Below are 19,752 nucleotides of genomic sequence, written 5' to 3'. Positions count from 1 at the left end.
CCTCTTTAGATTATCAAAGCTTTTTTCGTAGTCCCCATAAAAATTAACTTGACCCGTTGTTTTTGAGTAATTTTAAAGAATAAACTTCCAAGGATTCAACTTATATTCGAATACCAAATTTAAGAATAATTTGCTTAACCACAAAGGGCTCCATTACTTTAGCACCCTTTAGAGTTAAAGTCTTAGTAATGAAAATATTTTATTCTCCATCCCTATTCAATACTTCTGGAAAATTTGATTTAAAGTGCAAGTCCATTTGAGGAAAGGGTATCAAAATGTTATTTTTAGAAAACTTTTGATTAATAATTCTTCTAATATCACTCTTAACTTTATTGATTCGGTATATGTTTTTACTAAAAAACAAAACCTGAAAATCTAATGAGGAATTTCCAAAATTCACTAGTCTGGCCTCAGTCAGCTCTCTATCTGTTACATCTGGATGTTCAAATGCGCTTTCTTCTAAAGTTTTTATCACTAAACCCACATCGGAGCCATAGGCTACACCTACATCAATTCTAAATCGAGTTTTCTTAGTTTGATGACTCCAGTTTATGACTTTATTGGTCGTAATTAGGGAGTTGGGAATAATGATAGAAATATCATCCGTATTTAAGCCTTTAGATGTTCGTAGGCCTATGCTCTGAATCTTCACCACATCACCATCGATTTGTAGGACATCATCAATTTTTATTGATTTTTCTGAGAGCAATATAATACCTGATATCACATCGTTGAATGTTTGCTGTAAACCTAATCCAATCCCTACTAATAGCGCAGCAGACCCAGCTATCAACACCGTTACCTTTATTCCTATGGTCTCTAAAATCAATCCAATGGCAATCACCCAAATCACATATTTAATGATTTGAAATAATGCATAGGTATTCCCTTTATCTAGTTTATTAAATTTATTTTTTCGGTCAAGTGCTTTCTTTATTAACCAAAGTATGAACCTGGTGACCAAAGCTATAAGCAAAATGGTTACTAAGGTATAAACCTCTATTTTATACTCCCCTAGATTATAAAGGTCGAATTCCAAAAAATCCTTAATTGCATTCATGTTATCTTTTTGTTTTTAACCAAAGGTCAAATTCTAATCATCATTTACAGACCCTTATTTTCAAAATAAATTCCCTTACAATTATTGTCTATACAATTAGCTTTTAACTAAATGACCATATGAAACTATCAAATTAGCTACAGTTAGCATTTCTATGCATCCCATACTTAACAATGCCAACCAAAGATAAGTTCTTTTTAAATCCCTTAGCCAATATTATAATCTTGAAAATATAATATTTGCTAAATATTTTCTTGATTTAGTAAAACTATAATGATAAGATAAAACAAAAAAAGGAGGAGTCTCGACACTAAATCAGTTTAAAATATCTCCTTAGCAATACGGCAAATATTATCAGCTTTTCCCATAGTATAAAAGTGAAGGGCTGGAATACCATATTCTATCAACTCCTTACTTTGCTGTATTCCCCATTCGATTCCTACTTCATAAACCTCGGCATTGGTTTTACATTTCACCAAAGAGTTAACCAGTTGATCTGGAAGATCGATATGGAAAATCTGAGGCAAGGTGAGCAATTGCTTTTTGGAGCTAAAGGGTTTTAAGCCTGGAATGATAGGCACAGTGATTCCAGCAGCTCTGCATTGCTCCACAAAACGGAAAAATTTCTTATTATCGAAAAACATCTGAGTAATAATATAATCGGCTCCAGCATCTACTTTGTCCTTTAAATATCTTAAGTCCGATGGGCGGTTGGCTGCTTCAGGATGTTTTTCTGGATAACCTGCTACTCCAATACAAAAATCAGAGGGATGATTATTCATCAGATTCTCATCTAAGTAAATTCCATTATTCATGTTTTTTACTTGCTTTACTAAATCAACAGCATAGGCATTTCCCTCTGGTTCTGGTTTAAAGAATTTTTGAGTCGCAGGTGGGTCTCCACGCAAAAGAAGGAGATTATCGATGCCCAAAAAGTGTAAATCGATTAGCGCATTCTCCGTGTCTTCCTTGGTGAAACCTCCACATATTAAATGGGGAACCACGTCAATTTGAGTTTTGTATTGAATGGCCGCAGAAATACCAACTGTCCCAGGGCGCTTACGCACTGTTCTTTTCTTCAAAAGGCCATTACTCAAGGTTTCGTATTCTACTTCCTGTTGATGGTAAGTGATATTGATATAACTGGGATTAAACTCCAATAGTTGATTGATTTTTCCCTCTATATGCTCAAAATGCTCCCCTTTCAATGGTGGCAATAATTCGAAAGAGAATAATGTTTTATCTGACTTATTTATATGATCTATTACTTTCATTTTCTTCTTATTTATATATTCAAAGTATGAACACAACTCAGGAGAGTTGTGTTACTCCTAGCTTCGAGCTTTTACACATTCTGATTCAATAATTTCTTTAAATCTTCCAAACTCATTCCTTTTCTTTCAGCATAAGCTGTGGCTTGGTCTTCTTGTATTTTATTCACCATGAAATATCTACTATCAGGATGGGCAAAATAATAACCACTTACCGAAGCAGCTGGATACATGGCATAACTTTCTGTTAACTCAATTTGAGCTTTCTCTCTGGCTTCTAACAAACGGAAAATCTTTTCTTTTTCCGAATGGTCAGGACAAGCAGGATAGCCTGGTGCGGGTCGTATACCTTGATAAGTTTCTTTGAGGATGGTGCTGATATCAAAATCCTCCTCTGGTGCATATCCCCAGTTTTCCAATCTCACTTTGTGATGCAATAGTTCTGCTAATGCTTCAGCCAATCTGTCGGCGAGTATTTTTAGCATAATTTGAGAATAGTCATCATGATCTTTTTCAAACTCCTCCAACTTTTTCTCAATTCCTATTCCAGCTGTTACTGCAAATAGACCTAAATAATCCGTCAAGCCACTATCTTTAGATGCAATATAGTCTGCCAATGAATAGTTGGGCTCATCTCGTTCTTCTTGATTTCTCAAAAACTCGAATTGCTCTAAGACTTCTTTTTTAGAAGCATCCGTATAAATTTCAACTTGCTCCTCTTGGCTATTTGCCGCATATAAACCATATACAGCTTCGGCTCTCAACCATTTTTCCTCAATAATCTGCTTCAGCATTTTTTGTCCATCGGCAAATAGCTTCGATGCCTCCTCTCCTTTTTCAGGATGCTCAAAGATCTCGGGATATTTCCCTGGTATTCTCCAAGCTTGAAAGAAGAAAGTCCAATCGATATATTTTACAATATCTTGCAAAGGGAAATCACCCAGATGAAAACTTCCCAACTGCTTTGGTTCCACAATATTTTCTTTGGAAAAAGTTACCTTTGGTTTCTGTGTTCTGGCCTTCTCCAGACTCACATATTTTTTTTCTTTATGACGCTTTTCATATCGTTGTCTGGTAGCCTCATATTTAGCTTCCACCTCTTCTAGCCATTGTTCTTTCTTTGAAGGAGAAAGCAAATGAGATAAAACGCCAACAGATAAAGAAGCATCTTTCACATGAATCACAGGCTGATTATAAGCTGGACTTATTTTAACTGCTGTATGAATTTCTGAAGTAGTGGCACCACCAATGAGTATGGGAATATTTAATTCTAACCGTTGCATTTCTTCTGCAATGCTCACCATCTCTTCTAAGGAAGGAGTAATTAATCCACTCAATCCTATCACGTCTACCTTTTCTTCTTTTGCGATTTGGAGGATTTTATCCATAGGCACCATCACGCCCAAATCAATCACTTCGTAATTATTACAAGAAAGAATAACGCCCACTATATTTTTTCCAATATCATGAACATCGCCTTTTACGGTAGCCATTAAAACTTTTCCTGCAGAGGTAGACAAGCCGGTACTTTCAGCTTCAATATAAGGAAGCAAATATGCCACAGCTTTTTTCATTACTCGAGCCGACTTAATCACCTGAGGAAGGAACATTTTTCCACTTCCAAAAAGCTGACCAACTTCATTCATACCATCCATTAAAGGGCCTTCGATTAGGTTTAATGAAAAGTCGAATTGCTGACGAGATTCTTCTAAATCCTCTTCTAAAAACTCTGTAATTCCTTTCACCAAAGAATGACTCAATCGCTCGTTCACGGCTAAGCTTCTCCACTCTTTTTGCTTCTTTTCTTTATGCTCACCTCCTCTATTCTTAATACTTTCGGCATATATCACCAATTCATCGGTAGCATCAGCGGAGCGGTTAAATATAACATCCTCCACTTTTTTCAGAAGTTCAGGCTCTACCTCATCATAAACTTGCAGCAGGGCTGGATTTACTATTCCCATATCTAATCCAGCTTGAATGGCATGATAAAGGAAAGCAGCATGCATGGCTTCTCTCACCTCTTGATGTCCACGGAAGGAAAAAGACAGGTTAGAAATCCCTCCACTCACTTTCGCCAATGGCAATTCTTGCTTAATATATTTGATGGTTTCAATGAAATCGATGGCATAATTGGCATGCTCTTCTAATCCGGTTCCAATAGTCAGTACATTGGGATCGAAGATGATATCTTGAGGAGGGAAGTTTACTTTCTCCACTAACAAATCGTAGGCTCGTTTACAAACTCGTTTTCGCTTGTCCAAAGTATCTGCCTGTCCTTCTTCGTCAAAAGCCATCACCACTACTGCTGCTCCGTATTTTCTAACTTTTGCGGCATGTTTTAAGAAAACCTCCTCTCCCTCCTTCAAACTGATGGAGTTTACAATGGCTTTTCCTTGCACACATTTCAGACCAGCTTCTATCACGGACCATTTAGAACTATCAATCATAAAGGGAAGACGAGCAATTTCTGGTTCCGAAGCCATCAAATTAAGAAAAGTAGTCATTTCTTGTTCTGCATCGAGCATGGCATCATCCATGCAAATATCCAATATCTGAGCGCCTCCTTCTACTTGGTCGACAGCAACAGTGAGGGCCTCCTCATATTTCTTCTCTCTGATGAGTCTTGCAAATTTGATACTTCCAGCCACATTGGTTCGTTCTCCAATATTTACAAAATTGATTTCAGGAGTTATCTTTAGGGCATCCAAGCCACTTAAATGGGTAAATTTATCTTGAGTAGCCGATTTTCGTACTTGAGTTTCTTGAGCATATCGAGCCATTTCAGCAATATGCGCTGGAGTAGTACCACAACATCCTCCAATGATATTGGCAAATCCGCTATCTAAAAAGTCTTTCATGTGAATACCCATTTTCTCAGGACTCTCGTCGTATTCCCCAAACTGATTGGGCAAACCCGCATTGGGATACACACTTACAGGAATATGGCTATTATTTGACAATTCCGCTAAATAAGGTCTCATTTGTTCAGCTCCAAAAGCACAGTTAAATCCAATGCTCAGAATATCGATATGAGTCAAAGAATCGAAGAAAGCCTCTACGGTTTGTCCACTCAAAGTACGACCGCTATTATCGGTAATGGTGCCGCTTATCATCACAGGAATTCTTTTACCTTTTGCATCGAAAAGCTCCTCCATGGCCATCAAAGCCGCTTTGGCATTTAGGGTATCGAAAATAGTTTCCAATAGGAAAACATCAACACCACCATCCATCAAAGCTTCACATTGCTCATAATAGGAAGTCTTCATTTCATCAAAACTCACCGCCCTAAAAGCTGGATTGTTCACATCGGGTGAAAGACTTGTAGTTTTATTGGTTGGACCAACAGCACCAGCTACAAAACGAGGTCTTAGAGGATTCTGTTTTGTGAATTCATCGGCTGCGCTTTTGGCAATTCGGGCTGCAGCTAAATTAATGTCTCTCACATATTTCTCCATATCGTAATCTGCCATGGAAATGGAGGTTCCATTGAAAGTATTGGTCTCTAAAATATCGGCTCCGGCCGCTAAATACTCTTTATGAATATTTTTAATCACTTCTGGTTGAGTCAAACATAAAAGGTCGTTATTCCCTTTAAGATTAGAATGCCAATTTTTAAATAGCTCTCCTCGATAGTCCTCCTCGGTAAATTTATGTTTTTGTATCATGGTACCCATAGCACCGTCCAATACTAGTATTCTCTTTTTTAATTCTTCTTTTACATTCATAACCTCAAGCATTATCTTTGTTTTGCATATAGCACGAGCAGTCATGAGAAATCGTTCTCATAAGGACATCAGAAATACATCATTAATAGGCGATGTTTCTTTAGATGAAAATTTGCATTCGTTTATACATGAAACAAAGTTTATTCATTTATAATCTTCCGGGATTTTCCCGAAATCAGGTATTGGCACCTTGCTGTTGAGGCAGGTTGCCAGAGCTTCTCGGAGCCTGATCTCTTCACTCTTCTTTATAAATCAAACAAACCTAATGGATTTAAGAAAAAGTCAAATACTTCGTTACTCTCAAATTGCTTATTCATCATTTACCAATGTAAACTCAAAATAATCAATATTTCGAAAGTCTCGTCTTTAACAATTTCTTATCAAAGCCTTGTTGACTAAAATTCATAAACCCATTTTTTGAAAGGAATATTTGAATTCTGCTGCAAAGATAATTATTTTTTGAAAATGGGCTTATGTACTTGAAATTTAGGAGTGATTTAACAGAAAAGGTCTACATCAAACAAATCTAAATTATAATAAAGCTGGCATGCAACAAAACCTAGCAGGGCAAATTCATGCTTATCATTATATTTAAAAAATCAGAGATTATTTAAAAAAAAGAAAAACTGTCTGTTAATCCCACTCATTTTCACGGATTATTTCTCCCAACAGAGTTCAGCAAAGCTACACTCTGTTGGTAATCTGTGTTAATTACTTTCAGTGAGTTTACTAAGCCTAGGTCATTAGAAATCTGTGGACTAACAAAAGCATGGGACTTACCTGTAGAGCCTAGATTCCAAAACTCTTGACTTAAATACATTATTAAAACCTTTTAAATATTAAGCTTCGAATGGAATCTAAGGGATATCATATTATTTCCTAATTTAGCCATCTTAAATGACATGTAACACTTTTAGCATTATGCCAATTCTAGGAAGAAATGTCTTATTGATTTTATCCTTACTACTTAGCCTTTATTCCTGTGAGGATAAAGAGGTCAATACTACTGATTACTCTTTGCCTTTCAATGAGATTCTTGACACCAAACTTAAAGCAGAACAAATAGATTCTATTTACGATGCTGCCTTATCACTTCCAAATACCAAATCAAGAGTCGATGTCTTATTGAATATTTATAGGAAATCACTAAAAGCCCGTCCTATTCGTTTTGATATATTAGACACAGCAATATTTATGGCCGAAAATCTAGACTATAAAGAAGGCTTAGCATATGGTCATGACAGAAAAGGATTAAATTTTAGATACCATTCTAATTTTCAAGAGTCTCTAACTGAACACATGAAATCCTTAAATTATTACAGGCAAGTAGTAGATACTTTTGGTACTTTAAGGTGCTTGAATAATTTAGGCGTAGTATTGAGAAAGCTTAATCATGAGCAAGAAGCCATGAAATATTATCTAGAGGCATTAAAAATGGCTCGCTCCATCAATAATGAAAAAAACATTGCCATTTCACTCAATGGAATCGGGAATGTCTTTGTCAATATTGAACAATACGATAAAGCCATGGTCTATTTCCGAGAAGCATTAGCTCTGGAAAAAAAGAATGGAAATCAGCGAGGTATCAATTACGATCTCAGCAATATAGGTGAAGCATTTATGCTCACAGAGCGATACGACTCTGCACTTTATTATTATTCCGAAGCTTTAGTGATTGGTTTAAAAAGAAATTATAAAGCAGACTACTCTGTGGATTATTATAATTTGGCCATGCTTTATCAAAAACAAGGGGATTATATCACTTCCAACGAATACTTTCAAAAAGCATTTCCTAAATTAATAGAATACAAGGTTCAGCGATACCTGAGTAATGCCTATATTAATTCAGGAATCAATTACGATCATTTACAACAGCCAAGCTTAGCTCTCGAAAACATTCAAAAAGGGCTAGAAATTGCTCAGAATATAGAGACTCCCGAGATCAGCATCAAAGCTTATCAAGCCTTATCTGATCATTATATTCAAGCTACAGACTATCGTTTGGCTTTAGAAAGCTTTCAAACAGTTATCACGCTAAGAGATAGTATTCGTAGTGAGGAAACCAAAAGAAATATAGCCTCATTAGAAAGCATTTATAAAAAGGAAATCCAAGACAAAGAAATTCAAAACTACCAAACCAAAGCAAAACTTCAGAAGTCCCAAAACATCATTCAATTATTAACCATTGGCTTCTTATTAATTACAGTATCGGTGTTTATTGTTATTTCTCGTTTACGCCGTAGGAATAATAGATTAATAGTAGAACAAATGCGTTATGATATTCAAGAATATATTCAAAGAATAGAGGAATACGAGAGCCAAAACGAGAATGAAAGTGAGGAGGATGAAAGAAGCATCTTCTACAAAAATGTAGAAGAATACGGTCTATCAGAACGAGAAATAGAAGTGCTTTTATTAATCTCCAAAGGTTTGAAGAATGATGAGATTGCTGAGAAGCTATTCGTTTCTGTTTCCACAGTAAAAACCCATACTCGAAATATTTTCACCAAATTGGATGTAAGAAATAGAATTGAAGCTGCCAGAAAAGCCCAAGTGCTTTAGTATTGATAGGCGCCTACCTAATGTGAATGATTGCATGGTAACGAGGTTTACATACATTTCATGACCTATACAAAAAAAGCTCTCCTCATACTTCTTATTGTGACCCTGTCTATACTAATAAAACAAAGCCTCATCCAATAAATTATGAATGAGGCTTTTCTATTTATTTTAATCGTTATTATTCACATTTTGAATAACCACAATGCTTACATGTTAAACAACCTTCTTTATAAACTAGACCATCGGGCACGTCGCACTCTGGACACTTGTTTTTGGCTGCACTAGTTCCATCAGGTATATACTTTTTTAAAGATCTAACTACACCGTTCTTCCAGGTATTTATACTTTCTGTATCAAAAGTTAAATTGGAAATTAAATCTACTGCTTGGTATAAAGGCATTCCGTGACGTAGAATTCCGGAAATCAGTTTAGCATAGTTCCAGAATGTCTTGTCAAAACTTCTACTTAAACCTTCAATAGTTACCTTATACCCTTGTTTGTCGGAGAATTGGAAATCGTAACGAGCACGTTCCCCTTCTTTTTTATATTTAATAACCTCACCATTATGCACCCAAGGTGGTAAATAGAAATCATCTGCTTTTCCGGTAAACACCTCGTAAGGTTTCCCATCTAATAATCCTACAACAGCAATCCACTTCTCATAGTCATTTTGGAAACGCAATATATCAGATTGTAATCTTTTAGGACGTGTTGGGGCTTGAGTTTCTTTAAAAGTAGAATCATCCTCTTCTTTTTTATCATTAGAAACTAAAACTCCAGAACGAGAACCATCACGATAAATCGTCATTCCTTTACAACCTGCTTCCCAAGCTGTCTGGTATACGTTACTCACCAACTCTTCTGTAGCATCAGAAGGGAGGTTTACGGTGACGCTGATGGAATGATCTACCCATTTCTGAATAGCACCTTGCATTTTTACTTTTGCTACCCAATCAATATCATTAGAGGTAGCTTTACTATATGGAGAGATATCAATTAACTTTTGTAACTCGGCATCATCATATGCCTTTACTACATCTGTATCATAACCCTTTACTGTCAACCATTTCAAAAACTTAGGGTGGAATACATTATATTCTTCCCAACTATCGCCAATCTCGTCTACGAAACTTACAGTTACATTCCTATCATTAGGATTTACTTTTTTCCTTCGCTTATAAGACACCAAGAAAACAGGCTCTATACCAGAAGTGGTTTGAGTACAAATACTCACGCTACCCGTTGGAGCTATGGTTAAAATGGCAATATTTCTTCGGCCATGTTCTTTCATTTGCTCCAAAACCTCAGGAGCTGACTCCCCTATTCTTTTAATAAAAGGGTTATTGGCTTCTCTATCATAATTAAAGATAGGGAAAGCGCCACGGTCTTTTGCTAAGTTAACACTGTTTCTATAAGCCTCTGTGGCTAAAAGCTGGTGAATTTCTGTTGAAAACTTAATCGCTTCATCAGAACCATAACGCATACCTAAAGCAGCCAACATATCACCTTCAGCTGTTATCCCTAGTCCAGTACGACGACCTTCAATAGTTTTACGTTTAATATTTTCCCAAAGGTTTTTTTCTACTCTTTTTACTTCCTTTGTTTCTGGATCACTATCAATCTTTGCAATAATAGCATCCACTTTTTCTATCTCTAAATCAATCACATCATCCATCATTCTTTGAGCATAATGAACGTGCTTGATAAATTTCTCTGTGTTGAATTTTGCTTGGTCAGTAAATGGCTGATCCACATAACTATACAAATTGATGGCCTGAAGACGACAGCTATCATAAGGACAAAGTGGAATCTCACCACATGGGTTGGTAGATACGGTTTTAAATCCCATATCAGCATAACTATCAGGTACAGATTCTTTAATCACTGTATCCCAGAACAAGATACCTGGTTCTGCAGAAGACCAAGCGTTATGAATAATCTTATCCCACAATCCTTTAGCATCAACATCTTTAGCCACTTTAGGATTCTCAGATTCGATTGGATATTGCTGACGATAAGGTTTGTTTTCCTTGAGAGCCTGCATAAAATCATCATCAATTTTGACAGAGACATTTGCTCCTGTCACTTTACCTTGCTCCATCTTAGCATCGATGAATTTTTCTGTATCGGGGTGTTTTACAGAAATACTTAACATTAAAGCTCCTCTTCGTCCATCTTGAGCAACTTCACGAGTTGAATTAGAGTAACGCTCCATAAAAGGAACAATACCGGTAGAGGTCAAAGCACTGTTTTTTACTTTGGAACCTGCAGGACGAATATGAGACAAGTCATGACCAACTCCTCCTCTACGCTTCATCAACTGAACCTGCTCTTGATCTATCTTCATGATACCACCATAACTATCAGATTCACCATCGTTACCAATCACAAAACAATTTGACAAACTTGAAACTTGCAGATTATTACCAATTCCTGCCATAGGACTTCCAGCTGGAATAATATATTTAAACCTATCCAGAAGCTCAAAAATAGTCTCCTCAGACATCGGATTTGGATATTTCTTCTCTACGCGAGCTATCTCAGAAGCAATTCGACGATGCATCTGCTCAGGGTTTTTTTCAAAAACATCTCCCTCGGAATTCTTTAAAGCATATTTATTCATCCAAACTCCTGCAGCAAGTGTATCTCCTTTGAAATATTCTGTGGCAGCTTTTAAAACCTCCTCGTGAGTATAGGCTTGTAATGGTACAGCTATCTTTTCTTCTGCCATAGTAAAGACCTCTTTGGGCTCACTTATGTCTGGACGGTTTCTATTAGATTCTAATTTAGTATACAGGTCGGTTTTTTCTTGAGTGGTGTCATTCCCCGTTTCAACACCCAAATTGGCAAACAAATCTTTCTCCATGCTAAGTTGGCAATTAAATAAGTTAATAAAAAAACAAAATGATATTGATTGTGACGGCTTTATATTTTCCGCATTGTGAAGCCAAATTTAAGCTGAATTCTTTAGCTTTTACAGTTTTTATTATCAACATTCCTATGTTAATTAAAAATTACACATCCATTAAGCGCTTGATAATGACAGGAAAAACAAAAACAAAATATTGCAAATTATTTTTTTCTCTTTTTCTTTAAACAACTCTATAACAACCGTATATACTACACTTAAGAAATATTATTTGACGTTTTTTTCATTTTTTAAAAAATATTTTCTTGAAAAATAAATTTGTTTTTATCAATTACGGCATAGCAATTGCTTTAAATTTGGTTCTCAAAGCATTGGCTATGAAGAATCCAAAATATGGAAATATTAATAACTTTTTAACAAGTGTTTCTATTAAATATTTCCAATGATTTTTTTGCTTTTCACAATTCTTTGTTTAAAATATAAAAACAATAAAGAGATTACTTTTCTGAGAAATCAAAACTCCCAACATTAACAATACACTCCTCGATAACCACCAAGCATCAATATGGTTTTTTATAAATTTTAGAATTTTCCCAAATTGAAATAAATGCCTATATTTGTTTCAATTTGATACACATTCCATTTTTTGCAAAAGAAATAAAATCAAGTCTTAATTAGCCCACTTAAATACAACAAGTATGGAAACATTCAAAATTTTCATTGTTGAAGATGACAAAATCTTTGCTAAAAGATTAAACTACGAACTGAGTTTAAATCCTGATTTTGAGATCGAAGTATTTTACGATGGCAGCTCATTACTTCATGCACTAGACAGAGAACCCGATTTTATAACCCTAGATTACCATCTCCCAGATAGCAATGGAGATGAATTGCTCAAAAAAGTTACGGAACGACTTCCACATGTGCCAGTACTCATTGTTAGTGGACAACAAGATGTTTCAACCGCTATTGAATTATTAAAAAACGGAGCCTATGATTATCTGGTGAAAGACAATGATTTAACCAAACGTTTGCGCAAAGTTATTAGCAATATAAGAGAAAGAGTTCTACTACAAAGAAAAGTGGAGCGCTTAGAACAAGAATTGAACGATAAATTTGTTTTTCGGAATTTGATAAAAGGGAAAAGTACAGCCATGATTAAAGTTTACCAATTGATGCAAAAAGCACTGGCGACGAAGATTTCAGTGAGCATCATGGGAGAAACTGGAACAGGGAAAGAATTGGTTGCAAAAGCTATCCATTTTAACTCTCCACGTAAAAAATGCCCTTTTGTTGCTCTCAATGTATCCGCTGTTCCTGCAGAGCTTATTGAGAGCGAGATGTTTGGTTTTGAGAAAGGCGCCTTTACAGGAGCAGTAGGACGAAGAATAGGGAAATTTGAGGAGGCCAATGGCGGAACATTATTCCTTGACGAGATTGGGGACATGGATATTAATATGCAAACCAAGCTATTAAGAGTTTTACAAGAAGAAGAGTTTACCAGAATTGGAAGCAATAAGGTGATAAAGACCAACTGCAGAATCATGGTGGCTACTCATAAAAATTTAGCTACCGAAGTTAAGAATGGTAATTTCAGAGAAGACCTTTATTACCGATTATTAGGCTTACCTATAGAACTCCCACCCCTAAGACAAAGAGAACAAGATATCATTTACCTTTCTAAGTTCTTTATTAAGCAGTTTTGCAAAGAAAACGAGATGCCTAAAAAAGAATTAACTCCTAAGGCCATAAAAAAACTGAACGCTTACCAATTCCCAGGCAATGTAAGAGAACTAAAGGCCATTATAGAACTAGCGCTGGTATTAAGCACCGAAGATCAAATAACAGAAGAAGACATCAGCTTTAATTCCTCCGTGGGATTAGATGATTTGTTTAATAAAAAAATGACCCTAAAAGAATACAACACCAAAATAGTGGAGTATTACCTAGAAAAGAATAACGACGATATAAAGGTAGTTGCCCAGAAGTTAGATATTGGAAAGTCTACTATTTACCGCATGATGCAGAATAAATCTTAAAGCTAGCTATAGGTTTCTTTAAATGAAAAAAAACCACTAATCTATTAAAATTAGTGGTTCTATAGTTGGTGGGCCCACCAGGACTTGAACCTGGGACCAACTGATTATGAGTCAGCTACTCTAACCAACTGAGCTATAGGCCCTTTCTCAAGTAAAACTTGAAAACACAACTCTTTTATTGGAATTGCGGCTGCAAATTTACATATTTGCCAAATACAAAGCAAGAATAATATGATTAAGAATATCATCTTTGATTTTGGTGGGGTAATTTACGATATTAACCACAACCTCAGCAAAATAGCATTTGAAAAACTAGGTGTAGAAAACTTTGACGAGCTATATGGACACCAAATTCAAGCTAAAACCTTTGAAAAAATGGAGCGTGGTGAGTTAGAACTCGATGTGTTTCGAGATGAATTGCGTAAAGTCATCCCCAAGAATGTTAGCGATCAACAAATAGACGATGCTTGGTGTGGGCTCTTATTGGGTTTCGATACCAAAAAGCTTGACTTGTTAAAAAGCATAGGAAGAAACTATAGAATCTTCCTTCTATCCAATAGTAATGAGATACATTATATGAGATTTATTGAGGAATTAAATGAATATTTCAACTTTCGAAGTCTCTTTGAGGATGTTTGGTTTTCTCATGAAAAAGGAATGAGAAAGCCAGAACCTGAATTTTATATGGGCTTGCTAATAAATAATGACTTAAAGGCGTCTGAATCGCTATTTGTAGATGATTTGGAAACCAATATTTTTGCTGCCAAAAATATTGGGATTAAAACTCATTATATCCAAAACGACTCTATTCTAGATATGTTTGAGGATGGAAAACTAAAGGTGAATTATTAGGACTTTTCAAATTTACTAGACTTATAATCAAAGTATAGTAAGAGAATAAATTATTTCAATCCTATAGGTTTATATATTACCTAAACCATAGATATAACTGAGTAGTGCTTCTTTTTTACGATGCGAAACCTCCACTCTACTTGTATCGGTCATGATCAAAAATCCTCCTTCACTCTTATCGAACCTATCGATATATTTAAGGTTAACTAAGTGAGATCGATGTACTCTCATAAATCCGTAGTCTGTCAGTATTTCTTCAAACTCCTTTAAAGTTTTTGATACAATAATCCGCTCTCGATTAGCAAAATAGAAATAAGTATAGTTCTTCTCGGACTGACAGCGAATCACATCTTTCAAATAAATGATATAGATATTCTCGGTAGTTCTAAGAACTATCCTTTTTTCCTTTGTGGACTCTCCTTTATAATAATTATCCTTAAAGGTTTCAAATTGATCATTCATTCCGGTTACATCCTTGGAGTTAGATATTTTCTCTACTGCGCTTATCAAGTCACTAGGATCGATAGGTTTTAATAAATAATCCAAAGCACTGAAACGAAATGCTTTTATGGCATATTCTTCATGAGCGGTGATAAAAACTACTTTAAAATTAATATTTTTGAACTTATTTAATAGGTCAAACCCACTACCATCCGGCATTTTAATATCTAATAATACTAAATCTGGTTTCAGAGAATTAATCATTTCGTAAGCAGTGGTCACGTTTCGAGCCTGACCAATAACGGTTACTTCAGAGCAATACAACTTTAACATTTCTGCCAAAATTTCCCTTGCCTTACTCTCATCATCAACTATTAAACATCTTATCATCCTTAACCTATTTATTGAATAAAACAATATTTCATCATACTATTCTCCTCTACTCTTATAGCTTCAAAACCATATCACCCTACTATTCAACCATATATAATCTGCATCAATATCGCACTAACATATTCTTCAAAAATACAAAAAAATCCCTATAAAACACCCAATGTGAATCTAATTACATAGGTCGCACAGGAATATACAATTCCATATATTGATGCTTCTTTGCACCTTCGTCAACAATGTTCTCACGATAGACAAAACTCATCTTATCTTTTAGAGTTTTATTCAGAAGCCTTATTCTTTCTTTTACTTCTACCAAACTGTTTTTCATATCTTGGTGATCTGCTAGATTCTCATCCTTAAACAATGGCAAATAGATCTCACCTTTCATCTGCAAATAATTCTCATCTGTATCTATTTCTATTTTTATACGCACTTCACCAAGACTCAAATGAAAATCGATAGCGTGGGCAAATATGGGAAATAGTATCAATGGTGGAATGGCCAAAATTTCGGTTTCCACATGTCCTGCAACATCAATATCAAATTTCAATTCATGCTCGTATCTTAGCTGATGCAATTTAAAGAAACTATGATAGGCTTCTATCTCTTTGTCCAGTACGATGGCATTATTTGTTGAAGTTTCTATAAAGACTCTAATGAGCCTTGCAAAGCCACTCAAAAACAGGCCTGACTCTTTTACTCTATTTTTCCCTATCAACTCTTTGATACCAGATAGGCTGCTATTTATAAACTGAGGGTTGAGCTGATAACGAAGGAGTGCTGGAGTTAATTTACTATGTTCAAAATTGGTCCTGGATCTGATCTGCCAAATAATCAAATAAGCCAATCCAATAACCAAAATCAAAATCACAACAGCTCCAGCAATAAAAATTCTTGTTTGCAATTTATCTACTTTTGTAGCCTCCATTTCATTTTGCAATATAGAGATGTCTGCTTGATTCATTTCCCTTTCAAACTTCACCTCAATATTTCTGATTAAATCAATGTTCTGAACTTTTCTTATGGAGTCGTTTAATCTATTATATCCTAACAAGGCAAAATAAGCCTTATCCCATTTCTTGTTTTCAGAAAACACTTCGTTTAAAGCCTGGTAATTGGCTATCAAATAATCCCCAAAACCTTGCGCTTGTGAAATATTCAAACTTTCCTGAAAATACTTCGCAGCCAAATCAAATTCCTTTAATTCCTGATATACAGATCCAATATTATAAAGTGTCATAGTTGTACCCATCCTATTGAAAAGCTCCTCAAAAACCACAAATGATTGCTGAAAATAATCTAATGACTTTTCGTACTTCTCAACTGAACCATAATACATACCTAAATTATTCAGAACATAGGCTTTACCATTCTTATCGCCTGTTTTTTCTCTATAATCCAAACTTTTTAAGTAATACATAAGGGCCGAATCATTATTCTCTTTATACCAATAAATGGTTCCCATATTATTATACAACCTACTAGACTCCTCCACAGAACCCAAAGAATCAGCTATTTCAAGGGCTTTTCTATAATAAGCTAGTGATTTATCAAATTCTTGCCAATCTGAAAACAACACCCCTAAATTATTATAGAGCATACTTTGCTCAGAGCAACAAAGGCTTGAATGTTTACTTAAAGCTAGTGCCTGATGAAAGTGCTTTAGTGCTAAGTCTGCCTGCCCTTGTTTATAATAGACATTTCCTATAGATCGTAGCGATTTTACTTGATTCAAAGTATCATAAATTTGATAAGCTTGTTCTAAGGAAACTTCAGAAAAATATTGAGCAGAATCCAATTGGCCAAGCCTACTATAAACAGTTGCCATATCTAAATACACGGCACTTAGGCAATCCAGAGTTCCTAGTTGATTATAATATTTTAATGCTTTATTGGAATAATTTAAGGATTTGTCATAATTCTCTCCGACATAGGAATAAGTTGCCAAACGCATGTAGGAGTTTGCCATATTCAATTTATCTGATGAGGAAATTGATAACTTTAAAGCATCATTGGCATATTTTACAGCCGAAGTATTACTGGATTCACTAAAAACATCAGCAATTAAAAGTAATGTTTGAATATGCTCAGTACCTACTTGGTTTTCTAGGACTAGATGAAGGCTATCTATTAACATTTGCTGAGGATTTTCAGCCTTAATATTAAAAATGGTAGCAAGTACCAACCAGAAATAAAACAGATATTTTAAGCACTTCATCATGTGCATCAAATTTATAAAAAATAAAGCTCAATTTTTAATGATTAATAAGATATTTGAAAACTCCTTATATCGCGAAAAATAATATTTTTGTAAAAAATTAATATATGCCGCTATTAGGGACATTAATAAAAAAGGCTTATCAAATAAAAGATAGACCTGCTCTTAGAGAAGCCAAGGTTTCACCCATCGAAATACAATATAAAGAATTAAAGAAATTACTTTCAAAAGCCGAAATTACAGCTTTTGGAGAGCATTACCATTTTTCAAAAATTCTTCATTCCAAACAAACTATTCAGGATTTTCAAAATACAATACCTGTATTTGATTATAGTAAAATGTTTCAAGCTTGGTGGTATCGCTCTCTAAATGGCGAAGCATATGTGAGTTGGCCTGGCAAGGTGAAATACTTTGCTCTTACATCTGGCACCAGCGAAGCCAGTAGCAAACAAATTCCAGTTACTGGTGACATGCTAAAATCTATTAAAAAAGCAAGCCTAAGGCAATTGGTATCTGCTTCTCGTTATGATTTCCCTATTGAGTTTTTCCAAAAAGGAATCCTAATGATTGGGGGCAGCACACACTTAAATCTAAACGGAAGTTATTTGGAAGGTGATTTAAGTGGCATATCAGCTGGGAATATTCCATTCTGGTTTCAGCACTTTTATAAACCCGGAAGAAGAATCTCAAAAGAAAGAGATTGGGCTACTAAGCTGGACGAGATTGTAAAATCAGCTCCCAAATGGGATATAGGCGTAATTGTAGGAGTTCCTGCATGGATACAAATTATTCTGGAAAGGATTATCGAAACACATAAGCTAAATTCCATACACGATATTTGGCCAAACCTCAATGTATACGTTCACAGCGGTGTAGCTTTTGCTCCCTACAAAAAGAGTTTCGACAAACTTTTTGCAAGGCCTATCATATACAATGAGAGCTATTTAGCATCTGAGGGATATATTGCCTACCAAAACCAACCTGAAGATCTAGGTATGAAACTGATTTTGGATAATGGGATTTTCTATGAATTTGTTCCCTTTAATGACCAGAATTTTGATGACGAAGGAAATATTAATGCAAATGCCAAAGTCCTTCATATAGGTCAAGTGAACGATAAAGAGGAATACGCCCTTCTATTATCTAATAATTCTGGGGCATGGAGATATTTAATTGGAGATACCGTCAAATTTAATTCTGTTGAAAAATCCCAAATCATCATCACTGGAAGAACAAAACATTTCTTGAGTATTTGTGGGGAACATTTATCAATGGATAATATCAATAGAGCTATGGAACTCACTCAACAAGATTTAGATATTGAGGTGGGTGAATTTACGGTTATGGGGGTGGAGCATGGCAGCCTTTGGGCCCATGAATGGCATGTAGGCACCGATTGTCAAGTAGAACCTAAGGTTATAAAAGAGGCTCTCGACAATCATTTAAACACCTTAAATGATGACTATAGAGTGGAGCGCATGGAGGCCATTAAAGATGTAACAGTAAAAATTATCCCTACCCAAATTTTCGCTAAATGGATGAAAATAAACGGAAAAGAAGGTGGTGCCAATAAATTCCCACGGGTCTTAAAAAACAAAATAAAAACAGATTGGCTAGAATTCCTTAAACAAGAAGGTTATTAATGGGCTTCGCAATTAGAGATGGGTTAATACTTGGAATCACCTTGGCCACCTTATTTGGCTTTGGTCCTGCTTTGCTTGCCTTGGTGCAAACAAGTATCAATAGAGGATTCAAAGCAGGAATAGCTTTGGCTTTCGGTGTGTTTTTAAGTGATTTATTTTTGGTCCTCTTGAGTTTTCAAGGGGTAATACAAGTGGTTGAGCAACCCAAGAATAAATTGGCTTTTGGAATTGCCAGCGGACTCATCTTAATTGTTTTTGGTATTATCACCTATATAAAAAAACCAAAAACAAAAGCCGATGAAATTAAGGTAAAAGACCCCAGAGCCATTACCTATATACTTAAAGGATTTTTCCTGAATGTGGCCAATCCATTTATTTGGTTATTCTGGATGGCCACCATGGTAGCCTTCACCTCCAATTACCAAAAGGATGAACATGCTATCATGACCATGTTCTCCGTTACCCTAATCACTGTATTTCTAAGCGATACTCTAAAATCCTATTTGGCAGGAAAACTTAAGCCCTTACTTACCGAGAGACTATTGGTTTTAATAAATAGTGTTGCTGGAATTGGACTTATTTTATTTGGAATTTCTTTGATGGTTAGAGCTTTCTGGTTTTAAGCTAAATACTGCCTTTATAAAAAGCACCAAAGTAAAAAGCCAATGCTGCGAAA

Annotated in this window: 12 protein-coding genes, 1 tRNA gene and 1 riboswitch; of the genes, 5 read left to right on the top strand and 8 right to left on the bottom strand. The window is 35.3% G+C overall.

Annotated elements, in window-relative coordinates:
• Positions 1 to 199: 199 nt before the first annotated feature.
• The 4 genes from HNS38_RS08210 to HNS38_RS20195 form a co-directional block, all read right to left on the bottom strand.
• Positions 200 to 1,060, bottom strand: a complete 861-nt coding sequence (locus HNS38_RS08210; protein WP_172282428.1) for a mechanosensitive ion channel family protein — start codon at positions 1,058 to 1,060, stop codon at positions 200 to 202.
• A gap of 320 nt (positions 1,061 to 1,380) precedes the next feature.
• The gene (gene metF / locus HNS38_RS08205; RefSeq protein ID WP_172282426.1) at positions 1,381 to 2,334 is read right to left on the bottom strand and encodes a methylenetetrahydrofolate reductase [NAD(P)H]; all 954 of its coding nucleotides are present in this window, start codon (positions 2,332 to 2,334) and stop codon (positions 1,381 to 1,383) included.
• 71 nt (positions 2,335 to 2,405) lie between these two features.
• Complete coding sequence (gene metH, locus HNS38_RS08200; RefSeq protein WP_253939368.1) at positions 2,406 to 6,071, bottom strand: methionine synthase; 3,666 nt, start codon at positions 6,069 to 6,071, stop codon at positions 2,406 to 2,408.
• Between the two features lie 133 nt (positions 6,072 to 6,204).
• A riboswitch (SAM riboswitch) is annotated at positions 6,205 to 6,313 on the bottom strand.
• Positions 6,314 to 6,708: 395 nt separating this feature from the next.
• Positions 6,709 to 6,879 carry a hypothetical protein gene (locus HNS38_RS20195; RefSeq protein WP_216663667.1) on the bottom strand — a complete coding sequence of 57 codons (171 nt, stop codon included), beginning with the start codon at positions 6,877 to 6,879 and terminating at the stop codon, positions 6,709 to 6,711.
• Between the two features lie 77 nt (positions 6,880 to 6,956).
• Here HNS38_RS20195 and HNS38_RS08195 point away from each other — a divergent pair, with 77 nt between their 5' ends.
• Positions 6,957 to 8,621 carry a tetratricopeptide repeat protein gene (locus tag HNS38_RS08195; protein ID WP_216663666.1) on the top strand — a complete coding sequence of 555 codons (1,665 nt, stop codon included), beginning with the start codon at positions 6,957 to 6,959 and terminating at the stop codon, positions 8,619 to 8,621.
• Positions 8,622 to 8,799: 178 nt separating this feature from the next.
• On the opposite strand, the gene HNS38_RS08190 is transcribed toward HNS38_RS08195, so the two are convergent.
• Positions 8,800 to 11,352, bottom strand: a complete 2,553-nt coding sequence (locus tag HNS38_RS08190; RefSeq protein WP_172346271.1) for an adenosylcobalamin-dependent ribonucleoside-diphosphate reductase — start codon at positions 11,350 to 11,352, stop codon at positions 8,800 to 8,802.
• Positions 11,353 to 12,188: 836 nt separating this feature from the next.
• On the opposite strand from HNS38_RS08190, the gene HNS38_RS08185 reads away from it, so the two are divergent.
• Positions 12,189 to 13,529: a sigma-54 dependent transcriptional regulator gene (locus HNS38_RS08185; RefSeq protein WP_172282423.1), complete on the top strand. Its 1,341-nt coding sequence runs from the start codon at positions 12,189 to 12,191 to the stop codon at positions 13,527 to 13,529.
• Positions 13,530 to 13,595: 66 nt separating this feature from the next.
• Here the strand turns inward: HNS38_RS08185 and HNS38_RS08180 are convergent.
• Positions 13,596 to 13,672 (bottom strand) — tRNA-Ile (locus tag HNS38_RS08180).
• Positions 13,673 to 13,760: 88 nt separating this feature from the next.
• Between HNS38_RS08180 and HNS38_RS08175 the strand changes: the two genes are divergently transcribed.
• The gene (locus tag HNS38_RS08175) at positions 13,761 to 14,381 is read left to right on the top strand and encodes an HAD family phosphatase (RefSeq protein ID WP_172282421.1); all 621 of its coding nucleotides are present in this window, start codon (positions 13,761 to 13,763) and stop codon (positions 14,379 to 14,381) included.
• A gap of 69 nt (positions 14,382 to 14,450) precedes the next feature.
• Here HNS38_RS08175 and HNS38_RS08170 read toward each other — a convergent pair whose 3' ends face one another.
• Together HNS38_RS08170 and HNS38_RS08165 are read right to left on the bottom strand one after the other, a co-directional pair.
• On the bottom strand, positions 14,451 to 15,212 hold the full coding sequence (locus tag HNS38_RS08170) for a LytTR family DNA-binding domain-containing protein (protein ID WP_172282420.1): 762 nt from the start codon (positions 15,210 to 15,212) through the stop codon (positions 14,451 to 14,453).
• Positions 15,213 to 15,387: 175 nt separating this feature from the next.
• Positions 15,388 to 17,436 carry a tetratricopeptide repeat protein gene (locus HNS38_RS08165; RefSeq protein WP_172282418.1) on the bottom strand — a complete coding sequence of 683 codons (2,049 nt, stop codon included), beginning with the start codon at positions 17,434 to 17,436 and terminating at the stop codon, positions 15,388 to 15,390.
• Between the two features lie 104 nt (positions 17,437 to 17,540).
• Here HNS38_RS08165 and HNS38_RS08160 point away from each other — a divergent pair, with 104 nt between their 5' ends.
• The gene (locus HNS38_RS08160) at positions 17,541 to 19,076 is read left to right on the top strand and encodes a GH3 auxin-responsive promoter family protein (protein WP_172346270.1); all 1,536 of its coding nucleotides are present in this window, start codon (positions 17,541 to 17,543) and stop codon (positions 19,074 to 19,076) included.
• On the top strand, positions 19,076 to 19,699 hold the full coding sequence (locus tag HNS38_RS08155) for a LysE family translocator (RefSeq protein ID WP_172282413.1): 624 nt from the start codon (positions 19,076 to 19,078) through the stop codon (positions 19,697 to 19,699). The genes HNS38_RS08160 and HNS38_RS08155 overlap by 1 nt, the downstream gene beginning before the upstream one ends.
• Positions 19,700 to 19,752: the final 53 nt, after the last annotated feature.

It is taken from the genome of Lentimicrobium sp. L6 (assembly GCF_013166655.1).
GTDB lineage: Bacteria > Bacteroidota > Bacteroidia > Bacteroidales > UBA12170 > UBA12170.
Note: the sequence above shows the minus strand (reverse complement) of the source record. Positions and strands in the feature narration are given on the sequence as shown.

Coding starts and splice junctions, on each gene's coding strand:
- HNS38_RS08160 (WP_172346270.1), top strand. CDS start 17,541: ATGCCGCTATTAGGGACATTAATAAAAAAGGCTTATCAAATAAAAGAT.
- HNS38_RS08175 (WP_172282421.1), top strand. CDS start 13,761: ATGATTAAGAATATCATCTTTGATTTTGGTGGGGTAATTTACGATATT.
- HNS38_RS08155 (WP_172282413.1), top strand. CDS start 19,076: ATGGGCTTCGCAATTAGAGATGGGTTAATACTTGGAATCACCTTGGCC.
- HNS38_RS20195 (WP_216663667.1), bottom strand. CDS start 6,879: ATGTATTTAAGTCAAGAGTTTTGGAATCTAGGCTCTACAGGTAAGTCC.
- metF (WP_172282426.1), bottom strand. CDS start 2,334: ATGAAAGTAATAGATCATATAAATAAGTCAGATAAAACATTATTCTCT.
- HNS38_RS08170 (WP_172282420.1), bottom strand. CDS start 15,212: ATGATAAGATGTTTAATAGTTGATGATGAGAGTAAGGCAAGGGAAATT.
- HNS38_RS08190 (WP_172346271.1), bottom strand. CDS start 11,352: ATGGCAGAAGAAAAGATAGCTGTACCATTACAAGCCTATACTCACGAG.
- HNS38_RS08185 (WP_172282423.1), top strand. CDS start 12,189: ATGGAAACATTCAAAATTTTCATTGTTGAAGATGACAAAATCTTTGCT.
- HNS38_RS08195 (WP_216663666.1), top strand. CDS start 6,957: ATGACATGTAACACTTTTAGCATTATGCCAATTCTAGGAAGAAATGTC.
- metH (WP_253939368.1), bottom strand. CDS start 6,071: ATGCTTGAGGTTATGAATGTAAAAGAAGAATTAAAAAAGAGAATACTA.
- HNS38_RS08165 (WP_172282418.1), bottom strand. CDS start 17,436: ATGATGAAGTGCTTAAAATATCTGTTTTATTTCTGGTTGGTACTTGCT.
- HNS38_RS08210 (WP_172282428.1), bottom strand. CDS start 1,060: ATGAATGCAATTAAGGATTTTTTGGAATTCGACCTTTATAATCTAGGG.